Below are 16012 nucleotides of genomic sequence, written 5' to 3'. Positions count from 1 at the left end.
GCCTCGATCCATCGACTGCCTTACGATCGAAACCACTGACCTATGCGTAGGCAGGGCAACGATCCAGAAGCCGCGAGACGCGGTCGCCATTCTCTCCCCCCTCCCCCCGGCGACCTGCGACTCGCGGCATTATTCTTCGCGAAATCGATGAGCAGCTGTAACCGTGTTGGCAGCGGTGGCGGACCTGCCTTTGCACCCCCTACCCGGCCCGTCCGGGTCGCGGCAGGTGCGGCGCGCTGCCCTCTCCCCCAGACCCCTCCGACAGCGTGTCGCACCTGCAAAGGGCGGACGACTGGCCTAGGCCGTGAGCCGGTCGGCCAGCTCGCGCAGTTCGGTCTTGAGCAGCTTTCCGATGTGGCTGCGCGGCATTTCATCGATCGCATGCAGCGCGCTCAGCCGCTGGGTCTTGCCCAGCCGCGCATTGACGGTGCCGAGGATGTCCTCGACTTCGCTTTGTGCCACGCCATCGGCCAGCCGCACGAAGCCGAGCGGGGTCTCGCCCCATTGCTCGGAGGGGATGCCGATCACCGCCGCTTCGGCCACGCGCTCGTCCTTGTCGAGTTCGGCCTCGAGATCGCTGGGATAGATATTGAACCCGCCCGAAATGATCATGTCCTTGGCCCGGCCGACGAGCTCGACAAAGCCATCGGCATCGACCCGGCCGATATCGCCCATCCGCTGCCATACGACGCCGGTCTCCGGATCGGTCCAGTACCCTTCCTGCGTCTTGCCGGGCTGGTTCTTGTAGCCGGCCATCATGGTCTGCGAGAGGCCGATGAGGTTGCCCGCCTCGCCCGGCGGCACGGGCTGGTCGTTGTCATCGAGCACCTTGAGCTCGCTGCCCGGTGCGGGGCGGCCCACGGTGTGCAGCTTGTCGGGGAATTCGTGGCAAGCGAGCAGGCACACCACCCCGCCTTCGGTCATGGAATAGATCTCCACCAGCCCGCCCGGCATCCGACGCAGCACGTCGGCCTTGAGCTCGGCCGGGAACGGCGCGCTGGTGCAGTATTTCATCGCCATGGCCGACAGGTCGAATTCGTCGAAACGCGGCTCGGCCATCAGCCGTTGGTATTGCACCGGCACCAGCATGGTCACGGTGGTCCGGTCGGCGGCCGCATGTTCGAGCCACTTCACGGTGTTGAACTTGCCCATGATCCGCAGCGTCCCGCCCGCCAGCAGGCAAGCGAGGAAAGCGACCATGGTGGTGTTGGAATAGAGCGGGGTCGAAGCCAGCGAGCGCACTTCCAGCCCGCTGCCGAGATAGGACGAAGCGGTGCTGGCGAACTGGCGCCAGCGCATCAGGTGCGAGTGCACGATACCCTTGGGAATGCCGGTCGTCCCGCTGGAATAGATGATATTGAAGTGGTCCTTGCGATCGGGCTCGAAAGGCGGGGCCTTGGTGCCCGCTGGAGCCATCCAGCTGTCGATATTCTCCAGTGCGACATGGTCGAGTTCGGGCACGAAATCCGTCCCCAGCTCGGCGCTCTTGGGTCCGTCAATAAACAGGTGGATCGCACCCGAATCCTTCGCCATGCCTTCGAGCTGCTCGCGGCTGGCGCTGGTGGTCAGCGGGGCCGCCACCCCGCCCGCACGCACGGCGGCAAGGAACACCAGCGCATAGTTGATGCTGGACGTGCCGAGGATCGCCACCGACTGCCCGCGCTTCAGCCCGGTCTCGACCAGTCGCGCGGCCAGTCGCTCGATCCGGTCGTCGAGCTCGGCCCAGCTGATCTCTCCAACGTCGTCCCGCAAGGCCGGTTTGTCGGGTTGCACCCTCGCCCATTCAGCAAGGATTGCGGGGAAGGAACCGAAGGGTTCGGCCAGCTTGGCGACAAGGGATTCGTTGGTCATGGCGCGACACTAGCCGCGCGCCAGCCTTCGGCAAGCGCCGATCAGCATTCGATGACGTTGACCGCCAGCCCGCCCTGGCTCGTTTCCTTGTACTTTGAGGACATGTCGAGCCCGGTCTGGCGCATGGTCTCGATCACCTGGTCGAGGCTGACGCAGGTCTCGGCCTCGGTCCGGTGCAACGCCAGCCGGGCGGCGTTGACCGCCTTGACCGCGCCGATGGCGTTGCGTTCGATGCAGGGCACCTGCACCAGCCCGCCGACCGGATCGCAGGTCAGGCCGAGGTTGTGCTCCATCCCGATTTCCGCCGCGCAGGCGATCTGCGCCGGGGTCCCGCCCCACACTGCCGCGAGTCCGCCGGCTGCCATCGAGCAGGCGACGCCGACTTCACCCTGGCAGCCCATTTCCGCGCCCGAGATGCTGGCGCGCTGCTTGTAGAGCAGTCCGATGGCGCCTGCCGTCAGCAGGAACTTCCGGCGATTGTCGCGGCAGGGCTTCTCGTCGGCATCGAGGCAATAGAAGCGCATCACGGCGGGGATGATCCCGGCGGCCCCGTTGGTGGGCGCGGTCACGACCCGCCCGCCCGCCGCGTTTTCCTCGTTCACCGCCATGGCAAAGCAGTTGAGCCAGTCGAACAATTGCTCGCGTTCGTTGGAGCCGCGATTGGCGCTGAGCTTGTCCCACAAATCGGGCGCGCGGCGCTGGACCTTGAGCCCGCCGGGCAGCGTCCCGCGCTGGACCAGCCCGCGCTCGATGCAGCTTTCCATGGCCTCGGCGATGGCATCGAGGCCAGCCTCGGTCTTGCTGCGCTGGCGCATGGCGTCTTCATTGGCGAGCACGACAGCGTCGATGGACAGTCCCGTATGGTCGGAGATCGCCAGCAATTCTTCGGCCGAATTGAAATCATGAGGCACTTGGGCGCCGGTCGAGACCCTATCGCCCTTTGGCTTGCGTTTCAGCTGGGCCTCGGAGGCGACGAACCCGCCGCCGGTCGAATAATAGGTCCGCTCCAGCAGCACGGTACCCTCCGCATCGAGGGCGCGCAGGCGCATGCCATTGGGGTGCAGATCAGGGATGATTTGCCCGGCCAGGTCGATGTCGGTTGCAGGATCGAAGGTGATCGCGTGGTCGCCGAGCGCCAGCTGGCTGCTCCGCTTCAATCCCGCAATAGCGCGGGCCGCTGCATCCGGATCGGTCGTTTCCGGCTGGAAGCCCATCAGGCCGAGGATCGTGGCATCGACAGTGCCGTGCCCCACTCCTGTCAGGGCCAGCGAACCTTGCAGCTCGACTGCGACCCGCGCGACGCGTTCGATCTTGCCTGACTTCGCCAATGCTTTCACGAAGGCATGGGCAATGCGCATCGGCCCCACCGTATGCGAGGAGGAAGGGCCTATCCCGATCCGGAAGATGTCGAGCACAGAAAGCATGGGCCGCGCCCTTGCTCCGCACTTTCCGCTACGTCAATCCGTGCCTTGCAACCTATTCCGGGTTTGCCAGCACTTCGACCAGTTCGAACAGGTAGTCGCGCGCGACATAGACCGCGCGCACTTCCAGCCGTTCGTTGAGGCCGTGGACGCCATTGCCATCGGGATCGCCCCACATGCTCGGCACGCCATAGGTCGGGATGCCCGCCCCGCCGGTGTAGACGCCGTCGGTGGCACCGGTCGACATGGTCGGGATGACCGGCACGCCGGGGAAATGCTTCGCCGCCAGCTCTTCCATCGGACCGATCAGCGCCGGATCCATCGGCGGCGTTACCGCCAGCGGCTTGTCGTCGCGGGCGAGCGTGATGGTGATGGTGTCATCGCCGATGATCTCTTGCAGCGCGGCCATGATCTCACCCGGCGTATGGCCGGGGAAGATGCGGCAATTGACGTTGGCGGTGACCTTCTGCGGCAGCGCGTTAACCGCGTGCCCGCCATCGATCATGGTCGCCACACACGTCGTGCGCAGCATCGAATGCATGGCCTTGTCTGTGTTGACGAGTGCCATGGCTTCCTCGTCGCCAAGGTCCTGGACCAGACGCACCATCGCCTTGCCCAGTTCGTCAGGACGCAGCGCCCCGGCCTTGGCGAAGAAGGCCCGGGTCGTGTCGTTGAACTCGGCCGGAAACTCATGCGCGGCAATCTTCGAAAGCGCCGCCGCCATGCGGTAAATGGCGTTGTCAGGCACCGGCTGCGAGCTGTGTCCGCCGGGGTTGGTCACCACCAGCCTGTAGTCCTGGTAGACCTTCTCGCCGACCTGGATGGTCTGCACCATCAGGTTCCCCTTGCCATCGGTGCGCCCACCACCGCCTTCGTTCAAGGCAAAGGCGGCATCGATCAGGTCGAAACGCTCGGTCGCGAGATATTGTGCGCCGTTGAAGGCCGTGTCGGTTTCCTCGCCGCAGGTCAGCGCCAGCTTGATGGTACGCTGGGGAACAGTCCCGGCCGCTTTCATCCTGATGAAAGTGTCGGCCCACACCGCCGACATGAACTTGTCGTCGGCCACGCCGCGGGCATAGTAATAGCCGCCTTCCTCGATCAGCTTGAACGGCTCGCGCACCCAGTCCTCGCGCTTGGCCTCGACCACGTCGATATGGCCCAAGAGCAGCATCGGCTCGAGCGTATCGGAAGAGCCCTTGAGCACCGCAACGATCCCGCCGTCCCGAGGGTGTTCGGGAACGGAGAACAGTGTGATCTCGTCATCGCTGAAGCCCGCCGCCTTCATCCGCTCCGCCAGCTGTTCCGATGCAAGCGTGCAGCTGCCGTTGGTGACAGTGGTGTTGGTTTCGACCAGCTCCTTGTAGAGCTCGAAGAACTGCTGCTGGTCGGGGCGCAGCTCGCCCATCGTGCCGGTCGGTACTTGTGCCGTGGCGGGCAGTGCCATGGCCAGCGCTGCGACCGAAGCCAGAATGCGTGCGATCATCAGATTCTCTCCTCCCCAGAGTATCGATCGGGCTTTCTGCCGATTTTGGCCCGCTGTCGAGTCCGGTTTGCATCGCGGACGCTCCAGACTAGGGTGCGCCAGACAAGGAGGAGGGTTGTATGCGCAAGCGATTGGCAGTGATGGCGGGAATAGGTGCGACGGTGGCTGCGTTCCCCGCGCTAACGACCGCACATCCCGGCGAATATCATCGCGTAATCGTCGCCGTATTGGCCCATCCCGACGATGAACTTGTCTTCGCGCCCGCGCTTGCCGCAGAAGCGCGCAGCGGCTCGGTGGTACATTTGGTCTATGTGACCTCCGGCGATGCCGGGCCGGGGGTAAGCGATTTCGAGAAAGGCGAAGCGCTGGCCGAGGCGCGACGGGCTGAGGCGCGCTGTGCGGCAGAGGCGCTGGGTGCGCAGGCCGTGGATTTCCTCGACTATGGCGACGGGACCCTTGCAGACCGCCCGCAAGACCCCAACAGCCCGGCCAAGAAACTTATTCCGGTACTGACCAACGCCATGCTGATCGCCAACCCCGAGATTGTCATCACCTGGGGCCCTGACGGCGGATATGGCCATGGCGACCACCGCATGGTCAGTGCGCTGGTCGCGCAGATCTTGCAGCAGGACGACGAAGACGTTCGCGCCAAGCTGCTCCACCCGGCGCTGATCAACACGCCGCTGCCCGAACAGCTTGCCGTACAAGGCTGGGCGACTACCGCCCCTGATCTTGCCAGCGTGCGGGTCGCCTATTCCGAGGCCGACTTGGCCGCTGCCGACGCGGCGGCGCAGTGCCACAAGACCCAGTTCGACGAAGCCACCCGCGCGGCATTGGTGCCGGGCTTTCACCAGGGTGTCTGGAAAGGCGAAGTGGCTTTCCGCGAGGCGTTTTAGAGCAAGCCCGAGGCCCGTGGAAAAAGCCGCCGGAAACCGGCCTGGGAGCTTGGGAATCAGACCCTCAGAGCCTATATAATCGGCATGAGCGAGAACACTCCCGAGAACGGCGAAAATACGCCCGAGCAGGCGCCGGAAAAAGCCAAGCAGAACGGCGAATATGGCGCCGATTCGATCAAGGTCCTCAAGGGCCTGGATGCCGTCCGCAAGCGCCCCGGCATGTATATCGGTGACACCGACGATGGTTCGGGCTTGCATCACATGGTGTTCGAAGTCTCGGATAACGCCATCGATGAAGCGCTGGCGGGACATTGCGACCTCGTGTTGATCGAACTCAATCCCGATGGCTCGGTCTCGGTCGAAGACAATGGCCGCGGCATCCCCGTCGACATGCACAAGGAAGAAGGCGTGTCAGCGGCGGAGGTCATCATGACTCAGCTTCACGCCGGCGGTAAGTTCGAAAACACCTCTGACGACAATGCCTACAAGGTTTCGGGCGGCCTGCACGGTGTGGGGGTATCGGTGGTCAATGCGCTTTCGGAATGGCTCGAACTGGTGATCTGGCGCGACGGCAAGGAGCACTGGATGCGCTTTGAGCTTGGCGAGGCCGTCAACAGCCTCGAAGTGCGCGGCGATGCCCCGCCGGTCGCCAGCAACGGTGATGCGAATGGCTTGAAGAAAGGCACGCGCGTTACATTCCAGGCCAGTCACGAGACTTTCAAGAACGTCACCGAGTTCGATTTCGAGAAGCTGGAGCACCGCTATCGCGAGCTCGCTTTCCTCAACTCGGGCGTGCGCATCCTGCTGCGCGACAATCGCCACGAAGACGTGCGCGAGCATGACATGTTCTACGAAGGCGGCATTGCGGCCTTCGTCAAATATCTCGACCGCAACAAGCAGCCCTTGGTGGCCGAGCCGATTTCCGTCAGCGCGGAGAAGGACGGCATTGGCATCGATGTCGCGCTGCAGTGGAACGACAGCTATTACGAAAACGTCCTCACCTTCACCAACAACATCCCGCAGCGCGACGGCGGCACGCACCTCGCCGCATTCCGTGCGGCGCTGACCCGCACGCTCAACAATTACGCGCAGGCCAGTGGGTTGATGAAGAAGGAAAAGGTGAGCCTCTCGGGCGAGGACATGCGCGAAGGCCTGACGGCGATCGTTTCGGTCAAGCTGCCGGACCCCAAGTTCGGCAGCCAGACCAAGGACAAGCTGGTCAGCTCCGAAGTGCGCCAGCCGCTGGAAAGCCTGATGGGCGAGAAGATGTCCGAATGGCTGGAAGAGAACCCCAACGACGCCAAGGCCATCATCCAGAAGATCATCGACGCCGCCGCTGCCCGTGAAGCCGCGCGCAAGGCCCGCGAGATGAGCCGCAAGGGCGCAATGAGCGTCGCCAGCCTTCCCGGCAAGCTGGCCGATTGCCAGGAACGCGACCCGGCCAAGTCCGAATTGTTCCTGGTCGAGGGTGATTCCGCCGGTGGTAGCGCCAAGCAGGGCCGCGACCGCAAGACGCAGGCGATCCTGCCGCTGAAGGGCAAGATCCTCAACGTCGAGCGCGCCCGGTTCGACCGGATCATCAGCTCCAAGGAGGTCGGCACGCTGATACAGGCCATGGGCACCGGCCTGCGCGACGAGTTCAACCTAGAGAAGCTGCGCTATCACAAGATCGTGATCATGACCGACGCCGACGTCGACGGTGCGCATATCCGCACCCTGCTGCTGACCTTCTTCCATCGCCAGATGCCGGAAATCGTCAAGGCCGGGCACCTCTTCATCGCTCAGCCGCCGCTCTACAAGGTTACCCGCGGCAAGAGCGAGGTCTACTTGAAGGACCAGGCCGCCTACGACCGTTACCTGATCGACCAGGGGCTGCAGGGCCGGGTGCTGGAAACGCGCGAAGGAACGATCCCCGAGACCGGGCTGGCCACACTGGTCGAGCACGGGCTGCGTATGCGCAACCTGCTCGGTTTCGTGCCGCGCAAATACAAGACCGACCTGATCGAAGCGATGGCGCTGGCCGGCGCGCTCGATCCCGCTGCCGCCGACCGCCAGGCCGGGCTCGACCGCGCCGCAGCGCATTTGCAGATGGGCGACCCGGAAGCGCAATGGAAAGCGGAAACCGGCACCGACGGCGTCGTGCGGATCCACCGCGTATGGCGCGGCGTGACCGACGTCCACGAAATCGACCCCGCCTTCATGACCAGCGCCGAAGCGCGCAAGCTGCACCGCGTCGCCGGTGAACAGGCCGAAGTCTACGGCGCGCCCGTACGCCTGCTGCGCAGCGGCAGCGAGGAACAGGTTGAAGAAGTCGAGACCGAGGACGAAGGCGAGACCGAAGCCCCCGCGCTGGCCGACGATGCCATCACCCTGCCGACCCAGCTGCTCGAAGCGGTCATGGCGGCCGGGCGCAAGGGCCAGAAGATCCAGCGCTACAAGGGCCTCGGCGAAATGAACGCCGAACAGTTGTGGGAGACCACGCTCGACCCTGACAACCGGGCGCTGCTGCGGGTCAAGGTCGAGGATGCCGACGTGACCGACGAGATATTTACCCGCCTGATGGGGGATGTCGTCGAACCGCGGCGCGAATTCATCCAGGACAATGCCTTGAATGTCGCCAACCTCGACGTCTGATTTTCAGTGATCGCAACCGCCGCCTTGCTGGTCATCTTGGCAGGCGCAGCATGGCTCGGCATTGTCGGCATCACTTGCATCGTCTCGCCGGAACGCGCCCGCGAAGGCCTTGCGGCGATGGGAAGCACGTGGCGGATCCAGCTGGGGGAGCACATCCCCCGCGCAATTGTAGGTGTGGCAATGGTGGCACATGCGCCGCTGTCCAAGGCCTCGCTGCCGATGGAAATCGCCGGCTGGTTCATCTTCGCCAGTTCAGTCGTCATCCTGCTGCTGCCGATGCGCTGGCACCATGCCTATGCGGTGTGGTGGGCGGAGCGGATCCCGCTCGCCGCCTATCGCATCTTCGCCGTGCCGACACTGGCAATAGCTGTGTTGCTTGCCTATACCACCCTGTGAAGCAGGAATAAGGAGTGCGCTCAGCATGCAGGGTCGGTCGCTCGCCATCCATTCGCGCGAAGAGCATATCAAGGCGCTGATCCTGGCCGGCGGGCTGGTGTTGCTGCTGCCCTACTTGCCGCTGGGCAATTATATTCTCTACCCCTTCGTGATTCTGTCGACGTGGTTCCACGAAATGGGTCACGGCCTGACCGCTATCGTCGTCGGCTTCGATTTCGAGCGGCTCGTGCTGTTGCCCGACGGATCGGGCTTTGCTGAAACCTACCGCCCCGAAGATGCTTCCAGCCTGTCGCAGGCGCTGGTGAGCGCCGGTGGGCCAATCGGTCCTGCTGTCATCGGCTCGCTGCTGATCCTTGCCTCGACCCGGGCCAGGCTGTGGCGACCGATCCTGTTCGGGATCGCCGGGCTCCTCGTGCTGTCGACCGTGATCTGGGTGCGATCGGTGCTAGGCTGGGTCATCCTGCCCGGTATCGCCGTGGCTCTCGTCGTCATCGCGATGCGCGGAAAGCCATGGCTGGAGCGCTTCACATTGCAATTTCTCGGCCTGCAGGCGGCGCTGAGCATGTTCGGACAGTGGGACTATTTGCTGATGGAACGCGCGGTCATCGGTGGCCAGCCGATCCTCAGCGACACGGGGCAGATGGAAGAATACCTGTTGCTGCCGCATTGGCTGTGGGCCGGGCTGATAATTGCGCTGGCGGCCCTTATGATCGGTGCCAGCCTGCGCTATGCGCTGTCCGAACGGCGTGCGCCGGATCATTGGTAAGGGGCAAGCAGAAATGACAACGACACCGCTGGGCAGCGATATCGAGCGGCTTGGATTCCTGCTGTTTCTGATGCTCGTTACCGGAGCGCTGGCGCTGGTGGCCTGGCCTTTCGTAAGTCCCCTGCTGTGGTCGATGCTGGCGGCGATCATGTTCCAGCCGCTCTACCAGTGGTTGCTCGCTCGCAACCCGGGCAAGACGACCCGCTGCGCCCTGGGTGCGTTGACGATCATCACTGTCGCCATCCTGATGCCGGCACTCTGGATCGGAGCCAAGGTGGTGGAACAGGCGGCAGCGGTATTTGTCGCTTTCCAGAATGGCGACATCGACGTGGCACAATGGTTTGCGCAGGTATTCGGTGCCTTGCCGGAAAGCATCCGGGCTTCGCTCCGCAGCGAAGGGTTGGGCGATTTCAACATGGTGCAGGACCGGCTGCAGGAACTGGCAACCGAAAGTGCCGGCCTCATCGCCGGCCGGGCTGTCGCCATCGGGGGTGGCGCGCTGTCCTGGGTGCTGGCCTTCGGCGTCGGCCTTTATGTCACATTCTTCCTGCTGCGTGACGGCAAGGCGATCGGCAGCGCCACACTGCGCGCCCTGCCGCTCGAACACAGTATCGCGCAGCGGCTGGCCGAACGCTTCCTGGCAATCGTCCGCGCCACGATCAAGGGTTCGGGCGTCGTCGCCCTGGTGCAGGGGACGCTGGGCGCGATCACCTTCTGGATCGCCGGAATGCCCTCAGTCGCGCTGTTCGGCGTGGTGATGGCGATTTTCTCGCTGCTGCCGGCGGTTGGCCCGGCAATCGTCTGGGTTCCTGCAGCGATCTGGCTGCTGGCAACCGGGGCCATCTGGCAGGGCGTCGTCGTCATCGTCAGCGGCGTCGCCGTGATCGGCATGGCAGACAATGTCCTGCGCCCGATCCTGGTCGGCCGTGACACCGGGATTCCCGACTGGGTGATCCTGGTAACGACACTCGGCGGCATCGCCATGGCCGGGATTTCCGGGATCGTGCTCGGTCCGCTGGTGGCTGGCCTGTTCATGGCCGGCTGGACGATCCTGTCAGAGCAGCGCACCGCCGGATCGGCCTGAGTGATCCCCGGTGAGCTATGATGCGATCATCCTCGGTGGCGGGGCCGCTGGCCTGTTCTGCGCCGCGCAGGCCGGGCAGCGCGGCAAGCGGGTGGTGGTGCTGGAAAGAGCCGAAGCGGTCGGCAAGAAGATCCTGATTTCCGGCGGCGGGCGCTGCAACTTCACCAACATCGGCGCAGGCCCGGCCAAGTACCTTTCCGCCAACCCGCATTTCGCCAAGTCGGCGCTGGGGCGCTACACCCCGCGCGATTTCCTCGCCCTGGTAGAAGCGCATGGCATCGCCTGGCACGAGAAGACCCTCGGCCAGCTATTCTGCGATGGCTCGGCGAAGCAAATAGTCCAGCTGTTGCTCGACGAATGCCAGGCTGCGGAAAGCAAGGGGGGCGATGTCACCATCCTGACGGGGCAGGACGTCACCGAGGTGGTTCATGAAGGTGGCCGGTTTGCCGTTATGGCGTCAGGCGCAGCGCTTACGGGTGACAAGTTGGTGATCGCTACCGGCGGACCATCGATACCCAGGATGGGAGCAAGCGATTTCGCCTATCGCCTGGCGCGGCAGTTCGGGCTGAAAGTGGTCGAGCCCCGGCCCGCACTGGTACCGCTGACGCTGGGCGGCGAGGATGTGCTGTTCCGCGAATTGTCCGGCGTAGCCAGCGACGTTGTCGCAAAAGCGGGCAAGGCGAGCTTTGCCGAAGCCGCGCTCCTGACCCATCGCGGGTTGTCCGGCCCCGCGATCCTGCAAGTCTCCAGCTACTGGAAGCCGGGGGAGCCGATCTGGCTCGACTTCTGTCCCGGCGAGAAGGGCGACTGGCTGGTTCAGCGCAAGCAAGCCGCGCCCAACACCACGTTCCTCTCGATCCTGCGCGAATACATGCCCGAGCGGCTTGCCAGCGTGCTGGCCGAACGGCTTGGCCTGTCAGGCTCGCTGCAAGGGATCGCCGACAAGGCGCTGCGCCGGGCGCAGGAGCGGCTCTCGCGGTGGGAATTCCGGCCCAATGGCAGCGAAGGCTTTGCCAAGGCCGAAGTCACCGCCGGGGGAATCAGCACCGCAGAGCTTTCAAGCCGGACGATGGAAGCGAACAAGGTTCCCGGCCTTTACGCCATCGGCGAGGCGGTCGATGTCACCGGGTGGCTTGGCGGTTACAATTTCCAGTGGGCCTGGGCCAGCGGCCACGCTGCCGGACAAGCCCTCTAGCGAACTGCGCGCAGGCCGGAAACGCCCTTGGCCCCGCGATCACCACCGGCAAGCCCGGCAAACAGCGTATCGACGATGGCGGCGAGCTTTTCTTCCTCCAGCCGGTGCGAGATCATCAACAACACCTGCGGCGAGGTATAGGCGATCACCATCTGGTTGATCAGTGTCAGCGCTTGGTTGATGGTCAGATCGGGGAAAAACCCTTCCGCCTGTGCCTGGGCGATCAATTCGCTCAGGTAGTGATCGGCAAGGTCGATGTAGCCGCGCACATCCTCGAACCGGTTGCGTCCAAGTTCGCAATAGAGCGCAAAGGTCTGTGGATCTTTTTCGTAACGCTCACGCTCGCGCACATAGCGGCGGGCAAAGAATTCGTAGAACTTGCGCGGGATCGGCAGGTCGCAAGCGACAACCTCTTCCATGATCGCGATATCGGGCTCGTACCACAGGTCGATAATGGCACTGAACAGGTCGCCTTCCTCAGGGAAGTGGCGGTCGACGACCGTGCGCGACAGGCCGGCTTCGTTCGCCAGCGTGGCACGGCTGATCTCTTCGCCGCGCCGCTCGGTTACTTTCATGGCCAGCTCGACCAGCTGCCGCTTGTCCTGTTCGGTATCGCCGGACGCTACCACCGCTTCACTCCCTCATGCTCGGCCCCATGTAGGGGCTGGAGGCGGCGGTTAAACCCCCTTTGCGACGAGGCGCTGCCGGTTCAGACCGATTTCTTGGGAGGAAGGGGAATAAAGGCGCTGGTACGGGCGATGTAGTCGGCATATTTGTCGCCGCGCTTCTTCTTCATCCCGTATTCGAGCAAGGCTGCGCCTGACCACTTGGTAAGGGTGAAGGTCAGGAACACCGGCCCGATCACGGTGTAAAGCGCGAGGCTCCAGCTTACCGAGGCGGTCACCAGCCAGATGCCCCACCAGGCGCAGGCATCGCCGAAATAGTTGGGATGGCGGGTATAGCGCCACAGACCGGTGTCGAGGATCTTGCCTTCATTGGCGGGGTCGTTCTTGAACGCGCGCAACTGCAGGTCGCCGACGACTTCGAAGAACATACCCACCGCCCACAGCGCGATCCCGGCAAAGGCCAGGGCGCTGAGCGGCGCGGGCGCTTCGCTGGCGAGGATGCCGACCTGCGCCGGGCTACACACGGCGAACAGCAGCACCGCCTGCCCGAGGAAGACCTTGGTCAGTGCGGTGAAGGCAAAGGTGTTGTTCTCGCGCGCCTTGCGCATGATCCGCTTGTAGCGCTGGTCCTCGCCTTCCTTGAGCCAGCGGGTGAAGATGTGCAGCGCCAGCCGCGTGCCCCACAGCACCGCCATGGCGGCGATGACATTGGCGGCAAGGCCGGGCTCCGCGAGCTGGAACCAGCTCGCCACCGCCATCAGCGCCATCCCGCCGCCCCAGTAGCTGTCGACGATCGAGGCATCGTGGATCTTGACGGCTATGGCCCACATCACCAGCGTGGCGGCGAGCAATATCGCGGCGTTGGTCAGCAGTGCGTCGATCATTGGTCCGGTTTCCCCTGTTCCGCCTGTTCTTCAGCCATCAGCCGGGCCGCCTGTGCCTCCAGCACCTTGTAGCGATCCAGCTCCGGTAATTTGGAACGCAGGAAGGCGGCAATCTTTCCCAGCGTCTCGCCATAACTTTCGCCCGGCCAGATCGGTTCGCTGAAACCAAGCGTATTTGTGGTGTTGTCTACCCACGCGGCCACGATCGGTACATTGGCCGCGCGGGCGATATTGTAGAAGCCCGATTTCCACTCGCCATTGGAGCTGCGCGTTCCTTCCGCTGCGATCACCAACGCAAGATGATCGCGCTTGGCATACTCCTCCGCTACCTGCTGGGTGACGTTGCTACGCTTGGTCCGGTCGATGGGTATGCCGCCCATATCGTACATGAAGTTCTTCATCACGCCCTGGAACAGCGTGTGCTTGCCCATGAAATTGGGCTCGATCCCTTCCTCTGCCGTGGCCCCGGTGAAGAAGACAAAGTCCCAGTTGGAGGTATGCGGTGCCCCGGCGATGACAAACTTGGGCAGGTCAGGCAGGTGCCCGTCGATTTCCCACCCCTTCCAGCGATACAGCACCATGATGATCCGCCGAACGATACGCGACAGGATCGAGCGCTTGCGGCGCCCATTGACCGACGGGTTTTGCGACATGTTCTCTCCCACTCGCGCTAAGGGTTAGCAGTTACGCAGCGGAATGGGAGGGGGTTTCAGAAAGTAAGATGGCCTTCGACCATTGCTCGGCCAGCCTTGGTCCAGTCCCCACCAGAAGAACTGGCTACGACGAACCCATAGCGATCCAACTCTGAAATCGCCCACTCGCCAGCGGTCATAAAGTCGTGCCAGAGTTCTTGATCATTGTGCTGTTCGAAATTGTTCAAACGCTCGTCAGCCAATCGCGCGAGGATATGCAGAGCGGTGAACCAATTTGCCTTGTCACCCGATAGGGTTAGGCGCGTCCTTGTTGCGACTTCGCCCATTTTGAACCGCGTCAGAAGCAATTCGGGCTCTCTCTCAATCGCAGCCAACAATGGGTCGGTATCTTTCAAACTCTCGACATATTGGTCGATCATCTGGACAATTGCCTCGTACGCCTCATGCTTGTGCGCTGCCCAGATGTCGGCTCGGAAAGTCACCAGCAAGTCCTCATCACATCCTGAACACACCAAACGCGGGCCGCTCGGCAATCGGCGCTTCGAGCGTCGCGGCGAAGGCCAGCCCCAGCACATCGCGAGTCTGCACCGGGTCGATCACGCCGTCATCCCATAGCCGTGCGGTGGCATAGTACGGATTGCCTTCATCTTCGTATTTCTGGCGGATCGGGGCCTTGAATTCCTCGGCCTCGGCGTCGGACCACTTGTCGGCATCGCGGTGCACCGTTGCCAGCACGCTCGCGGCCTGTTCGCCGCCCATCACCGAAATGCGCGCATTGGGCCAGGTGAACAGGAAGCGCGGCTGGTAGGCGCGGCCGCACATGCCGTAGTTCCCCGCGCCGAAACTGCCGCCGATCACCACCGTGATCTTGGGTACGGTGGCGGTGGCGACCGCGGTGACCAGCTTCGCGCCATGTTTGGCGATGCCCTCGGCCTCGTATTTGCCGCCGACCATGAAGCCGGAGATATTTTGCAGGAACAGCAGCGGGATGCGCCGCTGGCAGGCAAGCTCGATGAAATGCGCGCCCTTCTGCGCGCTTTCGGAAAACAGCACGCCATTGTTGGCGAGCACCGCCACCGGCATGCCCCAGATATGCGCGAAGCCGCAGACCAGCGTCGAGCCGTAGTGCTGCTTGAACTCGTGGAACTCGCTGCCGTCGACCAGCCGGGCGATGACTTCGTGTACGTCATAGGGCGCGCGCACATCTTCGGGCACAAGCGCGTAGAGATCGTCGGCATCGAATTTGGGCGGGCGCGGATCGCACAGCTCGACATCGCTCGCCGCGCCGGTGTTCGCGCCAAGATGGCTGACGATATCGCGCACGATGGTGAGCGCGTGCTCGTCATTCTCTGCAAGGTGATCGACCACGCCGCTCTTGCGCGCGTGGAGGTCGCCGCCGCCAAGGTCCTCGGCACTGATCTCCTCGCCCGTCGCGGCCTTTACCAGCGGAGGACCGGCAAGGAAGATCGTGCCCTGCTCGCGCACGATCACCGTCTCGTCGCTCATGGCAGGAACATAGGCCCCGCCCGCGGTACAGCTACCCATAACGCAGGCGATCTGCGGGATGCCGAGCGCCGACATATTGGCCTGGTTGAAGAAGATGCGACCGAAGTGGTCGCGGTCGGGGAAGACCTCGGCCTGGTAGGGCAGGTTCGCCCCGCCGCTGTCGACGAGGTAGATGCACGGCAGGCGGTTCTCGATCGCAATCTCCTGCGCGCGCAGGTGCTTCTTGACCGTCATCGGATAGTAGCTGCCGCCCTTCACCGTCGGATCGTTGCAGACGATCATCACCTGGCGGCCCGACACGCGCCCGATGCCGCAGATCATCGAAGCGCCCGAGACATCGCCCTCGTACATGCCGTTGGCCGCCAGCTGGCCGACCTCGAGGAAGGGCGAGCCCGGATCGAGCAGCCGCTCGACGCGGTCGCGGGGCAGCAGCTTGCCGCGCGACACATGGCGATCGCGGTGCTTTTCCGGACCGCCCAGTGCCGCCTCCGCCACTTTGGCGCGCAAGTTTTCGGCCAGCGCCTTGTTGTGTTCGAAGCGAGCCTTTGCCTCCGGGCTTTCCCGGTCGAGCATGGATGTGAGGACAGGTGCAGTCATGTTGGCCTGTTAGTCAAAGA

Annotated in this window: 14 protein-coding genes; 6 read left to right on the top strand and 8 right to left on the bottom strand. The window is 63.8% G+C overall.

Translation table 11 applies throughout. The features are described 5' to 3' along the window. Positions 1 to 297 precede the first annotated feature (297 nt). The 3 genes from QPW08_RS02540 to QPW08_RS02530 are packed head-to-tail and all read right to left on the bottom strand — an operon-like array spanning position 298 to position 4755. Positions 298 to 1851 (bottom strand): class I adenylate-forming enzyme family protein, encoded by a 1554-nt coding sequence (locus QPW08_RS02540; RefSeq protein ID WP_284124166.1) that lies wholly within the window; start codon positions 1849 to 1851, stop codon positions 298 to 300. Positions 1852 to 1892: 41 nt separating this feature from the next. Beyond that, positions 1893 to 3275, bottom strand: a complete 1383-nt coding sequence (locus QPW08_RS02535; protein WP_284124164.1) for an L-serine ammonia-lyase — start codon at positions 3273 to 3275, stop codon at positions 1893 to 1895. Between the two features lie 52 nt (positions 3276 to 3327). Then, the gene (locus QPW08_RS02530; protein ID WP_284124163.1) at positions 3328 to 4755 is read right to left on the bottom strand and encodes a M20/M25/M40 family metallo-hydrolase; all 1428 of its coding nucleotides are present in this window, start codon (positions 4753 to 4755) and stop codon (positions 3328 to 3330) included. Between the two features lie 119 nt (positions 4756 to 4874). On the opposite strand from QPW08_RS02530, the gene QPW08_RS02525 reads away from it, so the two are divergent. From QPW08_RS02525 to QPW08_RS02500, 6 genes are all read left to right on the top strand, one after another. After that, positions 4875 to 5651 carry a PIG-L family deacetylase gene (locus QPW08_RS02525; RefSeq protein WP_284124162.1) on the top strand — a complete coding sequence of 259 codons (777 nt, stop codon included), beginning with the start codon at positions 4875 to 4877 and terminating at the stop codon, positions 5649 to 5651. Between the two features lie 84 nt (positions 5652 to 5735). Then, complete coding sequence (gyrB, locus tag QPW08_RS02520) at positions 5736 to 8285, top strand: DNA topoisomerase (ATP-hydrolyzing) subunit B (protein ID WP_284124161.1); 2550 nt, start codon at positions 5736 to 5738, stop codon at positions 8283 to 8285. A gap of 6 nt (positions 8286 to 8291) precedes the next feature. Then, positions 8292 to 8681, top strand: coding sequence for a hypothetical protein (locus QPW08_RS02515; protein WP_284124160.1), 390 nt, complete (start codon positions 8292 to 8294; stop codon positions 8679 to 8681). 25 nt (positions 8682 to 8706) lie between these two features. Then, the gene (locus QPW08_RS02510; protein WP_284124159.1) at positions 8707 to 9447 is read left to right on the top strand and encodes a M50 family metallopeptidase; all 741 of its coding nucleotides are present in this window, start codon (positions 8707 to 8709) and stop codon (positions 9445 to 9447) included. Positions 9448 to 9460: 13 nt separating this feature from the next. After that, the gene (locus QPW08_RS02505; protein WP_284124158.1) at positions 9461 to 10531 is read left to right on the top strand and encodes an AI-2E family transporter; all 1071 of its coding nucleotides are present in this window, start codon (positions 9461 to 9463) and stop codon (positions 10529 to 10531) included. Positions 10532 to 10541: 10 nt separating this feature from the next. Further along, positions 10542 to 11726 carry a BaiN/RdsA family NAD(P)/FAD-dependent oxidoreductase gene (locus tag QPW08_RS02500; protein WP_284124156.1) on the top strand — a complete coding sequence of 395 codons (1185 nt, stop codon included), beginning with the start codon at positions 10542 to 10544 and terminating at the stop codon, positions 11724 to 11726. Here the strand turns inward: QPW08_RS02500 and QPW08_RS02495 are convergent. The 5 genes from QPW08_RS02495 to QPW08_RS02475 form a co-directional block, all read right to left on the bottom strand. Next, positions 11723 to 12355, bottom strand: a complete 633-nt coding sequence (locus QPW08_RS02495) for a hypothetical protein (protein ID WP_284124155.1) — start codon at positions 12353 to 12355, stop codon at positions 11723 to 11725. The genes QPW08_RS02500 and QPW08_RS02495 overlap by 4 nt on opposite strands. An 80-nt stretch (positions 12356 to 12435) precedes the next feature. Then, positions 12436 to 13236, bottom strand: a complete 801-nt coding sequence (locus tag QPW08_RS02490; RefSeq protein ID WP_284124154.1) for a DUF1295 domain-containing protein — start codon at positions 13234 to 13236, stop codon at positions 12436 to 12438. Next, on the bottom strand, positions 13233 to 13889 hold the full coding sequence (locus QPW08_RS02485; RefSeq protein ID WP_284124153.1) for a 1-acyl-sn-glycerol-3-phosphate acyltransferase: 657 nt from the start codon (positions 13887 to 13889) through the stop codon (positions 13233 to 13235). The genes QPW08_RS02490 and QPW08_RS02485 overlap by 4 nt, the downstream gene beginning before the upstream one ends. A 56-nt stretch (positions 13890 to 13945) precedes the next feature. Continuing rightward, entirely contained in the window at positions 13946 to 14371 is a 426-nt protein-coding gene (locus tag QPW08_RS02480; protein ID WP_284124152.1) for a hypothetical protein, read from the bottom strand. Between the two features lie 13 nt (positions 14372 to 14384). Then, on the bottom strand, positions 14385 to 15992 hold the full coding sequence (locus QPW08_RS02475) for a carboxyl transferase domain-containing protein (RefSeq protein WP_284124151.1): 1608 nt from the start codon (positions 15990 to 15992) through the stop codon (positions 14385 to 14387). Between the last annotated feature and the right edge of the window lie 20 nt (positions 15993 to 16012).

Source organism: Parerythrobacter aestuarii, assembly GCF_030140925.1.
Taxonomy (GTDB): domain Bacteria; phylum Pseudomonadota; class Alphaproteobacteria; order Sphingomonadales; family Sphingomonadaceae; genus Parerythrobacter; species Parerythrobacter aestuarii.
The sequence above is the reverse complement of the archived record's forward strand: the minus strand, read 5'-3'. Positions and strand labels throughout refer to the sequence as shown.